General features: G+C 70.5%; 3 protein-coding genes and 2 pseudogenes. 1 reads left to right on the top strand and 4 read right to left on the bottom strand.

All coding sequences use genetic code 11. The features are described 5' to 3' along the window. Positions 1–312 (top strand): annotated as a pseudogene (locus FNH08_RS48155) (MFS transporter); the annotation flags it as partial. A 273-nt stretch (positions 313–585) separates the two neighbouring features. Here the strand turns inward: FNH08_RS48155 and FNH08_RS52830 are convergent. The 4 genes and pseudogenes from FNH08_RS52830 to FNH08_RS48145 all read right to left on the bottom strand — a co-directional run. Continuing rightward, positions 586–999: a transposase gene (locus FNH08_RS52830; protein WP_322726612.1), complete on the bottom strand. Its 414-nt coding sequence runs from the start codon at positions 997–999 to the stop codon at positions 586–588. 7 nt (positions 1,000–1,006) lie between these two features. After that, positions 1,007–1,123, bottom strand: a pseudogene (locus FNH08_RS53355) (RNA-guided endonuclease TnpB family protein); the annotation flags it as partial. Positions 1,124–1,302: 179 nt separating this feature from the next. Next, positions 1,303–1,470, bottom strand: a complete 168-nt coding sequence (locus tag FNH08_RS52820) for a hypothetical protein (RefSeq protein ID WP_228034825.1) — start codon at positions 1,468–1,470, stop codon at positions 1,303–1,305. A gap of 359 nt (positions 1,471–1,829) precedes the next feature. Then, a partial coding sequence (locus FNH08_RS48145) for a DUF2235 domain-containing protein (protein ID WP_152778220.1) occupies positions 1,830–2,883 on the bottom strand: 1,054 nt, incomplete at its 5' end.

Genomic DNA, 2,883 nt, shown 5'->3' with positions numbered 1-2,883 from the left:
CCGCTCCCCCTCGCGCTGGTCTGCGTGACCCTGGCCTCCACCGGCTTCGCCGCGAGCCTCCTCCAGCAGGAACGCCTGCTCTCCCTGACCCCGCCCCACCTCACCGGCCACGCCCTGGGACTGCACTCCTCGGGCATGCTCACGATGCAGGGCGTGAGCGCGGCGCTCGCGGGAGCGGTGGCCCAACTGACGTCTCCGGCGGCGGCGATGGCCGTGATGGCGGCGGCGTCGATCGCGGTGACGCTGACCCTCGCGGCGAGGCCCTCCGGCCGGCTCGCCGGGGCGTCCAGTGCTCAGGCGGAAGAGGGGTAGCGGTGAGTTCCGGGCGGCACCCGCCTGGCTTTGGGAGCGCGCACCCATGGCACTCTGGCGCGGCTCCGCCACGGACGCGGAGCCGACCCCCTTCGCCGAACGCAGGCGCCACGTGACAGCCATCCCACGTTTTTTGACATGGGGACCCGAACAGCGCCCCCGCCGACTACCGCTTCGACCCGCCTTCTACGCGTACTACGTCACCTTCTCGGCCGTGAACGGCAGAGTTGGTGTACTCGGTCGTTCACACCTCGTCGCACTCCCGACTGCCCCCTACGACAGGACGGTCACGGGTCGCATCTCCCGCGGTACGGCTTGTGCCGGTGGCGGGACGGGCATGGTGACAAATGCCCACGCCGAGCGTGCGCGGTCGCGCACGTTGACCCCGGCGACGACATCGGCGGGCCCAGCGAGGCCGCACCGTCGACAGCGGAAATGGTCTCGGTCGGGCCGGTTGGCCCGCTCGGTGTGCCCGCAGCGCGGACAGCGCTGCGAGGTGTAGGCCGCGTCCACTTCAAGGAACGGCACCCCGGCCTTGCGTGCCTTGTAGGCGAGGTGCTGGCCGAGTTGGCGGAAGGGCCAGGAGGAGAGTGTGCCCCGCTGGTCGCCGCGTAGCCGTACCCGCTCGCGGATCCCGCCGAGTGCCTCGACGGCGATACCGCGATTGGTGCGTTGGGCGACGGGCACGGCGGGTGGCCGAGCGGGTCTGCTTCTGCTGGAGTTCAGCGCGTTTGCGGGCCTGCCAACGCCGGTAGCGGGACAGGCGGCGCCCCTGGTGGTTGCTGCCGTCGCTGGTGGTGGCCAGGTTCACGATGCCGCGGTCCACACCGATGAAGTCGGCTGGCCCATACACCTCGGGCTCGGGCAGGTCGCAGGTGGCGATCAGGAACCACTTCCCGCCGCGCTGGACGAGGTCGCTCTCGCCCTTGCGGTGGGTCACGAGGGTCACCGCCCGCACCGCCGGCTGCGCCGACAGCCCGAAGGTGGCCTTCAGATCCGCGTATACCTTCTCTGCAGGCCGTTGCGGTCCTTCAGCTCATTGGCGAAGGCAACCTGCGAAGCATGGGTGGCGGCCCGGTTGCAGGCGCGCAGGGTCGCCTCAAGCACCGACGTTTGCTCGGGCGTCGGCAGCAGCTTCACTTGGATCACCAGCTTCATGACATCGGACCGTAGTACGACAACCGCACCCATGACCGGCACTTCCTCCACCACCCGCCATCCCGGTGAACCGATGCGGCCCGCTCCGCGCCGCCGGGACGGACAGGCGATTCCTCCCCGGTGTGAACGCCGGGGCCCCTCACCGGAACCAGGTGAACACCATGAAGTTCACGCCGAACACCGGCCTGCCGGCCCAGCGTGAGATCGACGTGATCACCACCCGGACCTGGAACCGCACCTGATGTTCAACCCCGACCGAGGCTGCGACGGCAGAGGAGGGGAGACGGACATCAACCCGCCGCACGGCACGTTCACGGACGCGGAACCGGCGATCACGATCTAGGACCGGCCAGGACGGGCTAGGAGGTCTGGTCGGTTGCCCCGCGCGTCGCCCGCTCCGTCCCGTCCGCCGTCGCCCGGCCCGCTCCGTCGGGTGACGGCGGCACGGACGCGGTGCTCGGCAGGTCCGTGGCGCGGGCCTCCATGGGCACGGGTTCGAGACGTACGTTCGCCTCGTCGGCGAGGTACTTTTCGAGCTCCGGTGGCCGGTAGGCCGCGTCCCCGTCGTGGCGTTCCCTGGCGGGGACGGCCAGGTACTGGCCCGTGTCGAGGCCGTCGCTGCCCTTCGCCGCCCGCCCGATGGGCCGGTGCAGCGGATCGGCCACTCGGTACAGTCCCGTACGCGAGTCGTGCAGCTCGCCCATGACGAGGGGACGCACCCTGAACTCGGTGCTCCGGCCCGGACTCATCTCACGCGGTCCGCTCGGGCTCAGCGCTCTGGTGTCGAACTCCAGGCCGTATCTGCGGGCGTGATGGACCATCCACAGCAGGGCGATGTCGGACAGGGACGTCTCCGGGTAGCCGCCGCCGATGTCGCTGTGCACCCCGGCGAACCACACCTGCCGCAGTTCCTGCGCGTCGTCGGCGGTGCCGGGCTGTCGGCTCCACAGCGTCGGCCGGAACGCCGAGCGCTGCTCGTCGATGGCCAGCGCGTGGAAGGCGCCCTTCACATGGCTGCTCAGCTCGGTGTCGTGGAAGGCCCAGCGGCGGTTGACCATGTCAACGACCGGCTTGGTCCATCCCGGCCCCGGAACCGGGATACCCAGGGCGCCGACCGTGTCCCACACACCGATGAAGTGGATCTCCGGCTCGTACGAGAACGCCCGGCGGAACAGGGTGGACGCGGCGCCGCTCGGTGTCTCGATCCGGTCGCGGTACAGGGCCCACGCCTTCTTGACCCGGCCGGAGTGTTCACGGCGCAGGATCCCGGAGTTGCGCACCAGCCCCGCCAGGCTGCGCGCGGTGAACGCGCCCCGGCTGAACCCGAACAGGTACAGCTCGTCACCGGGCTCGTAGGCGTGGACGAGGAAGCGGTAGGCGTCGATGACGTTCCGCGACAGGCCCACCCCGAAC

The sequence above is a fragment of the Streptomyces spongiae genome, from assembly GCF_009377185.1.
In the GTDB taxonomy this organism is placed as follows: Bacteria; Actinomycetota; Actinomycetes; order Streptomycetales; family Streptomycetaceae; genus Streptomyces; species Streptomyces spongiae.
This window is presented reverse-complemented; position numbering and strand designations above follow the sequence as displayed.

What these genes read in the sequence shown, in the direction of transcription:
- FNH08_RS52820 (WP_228034825.1), bottom strand. Translation starts at nt 1,470, where the DNA reads ATGAAGCTGGTGATCCAAGTGAAGCTGCTGCCGACGCCCGAGCAAACG.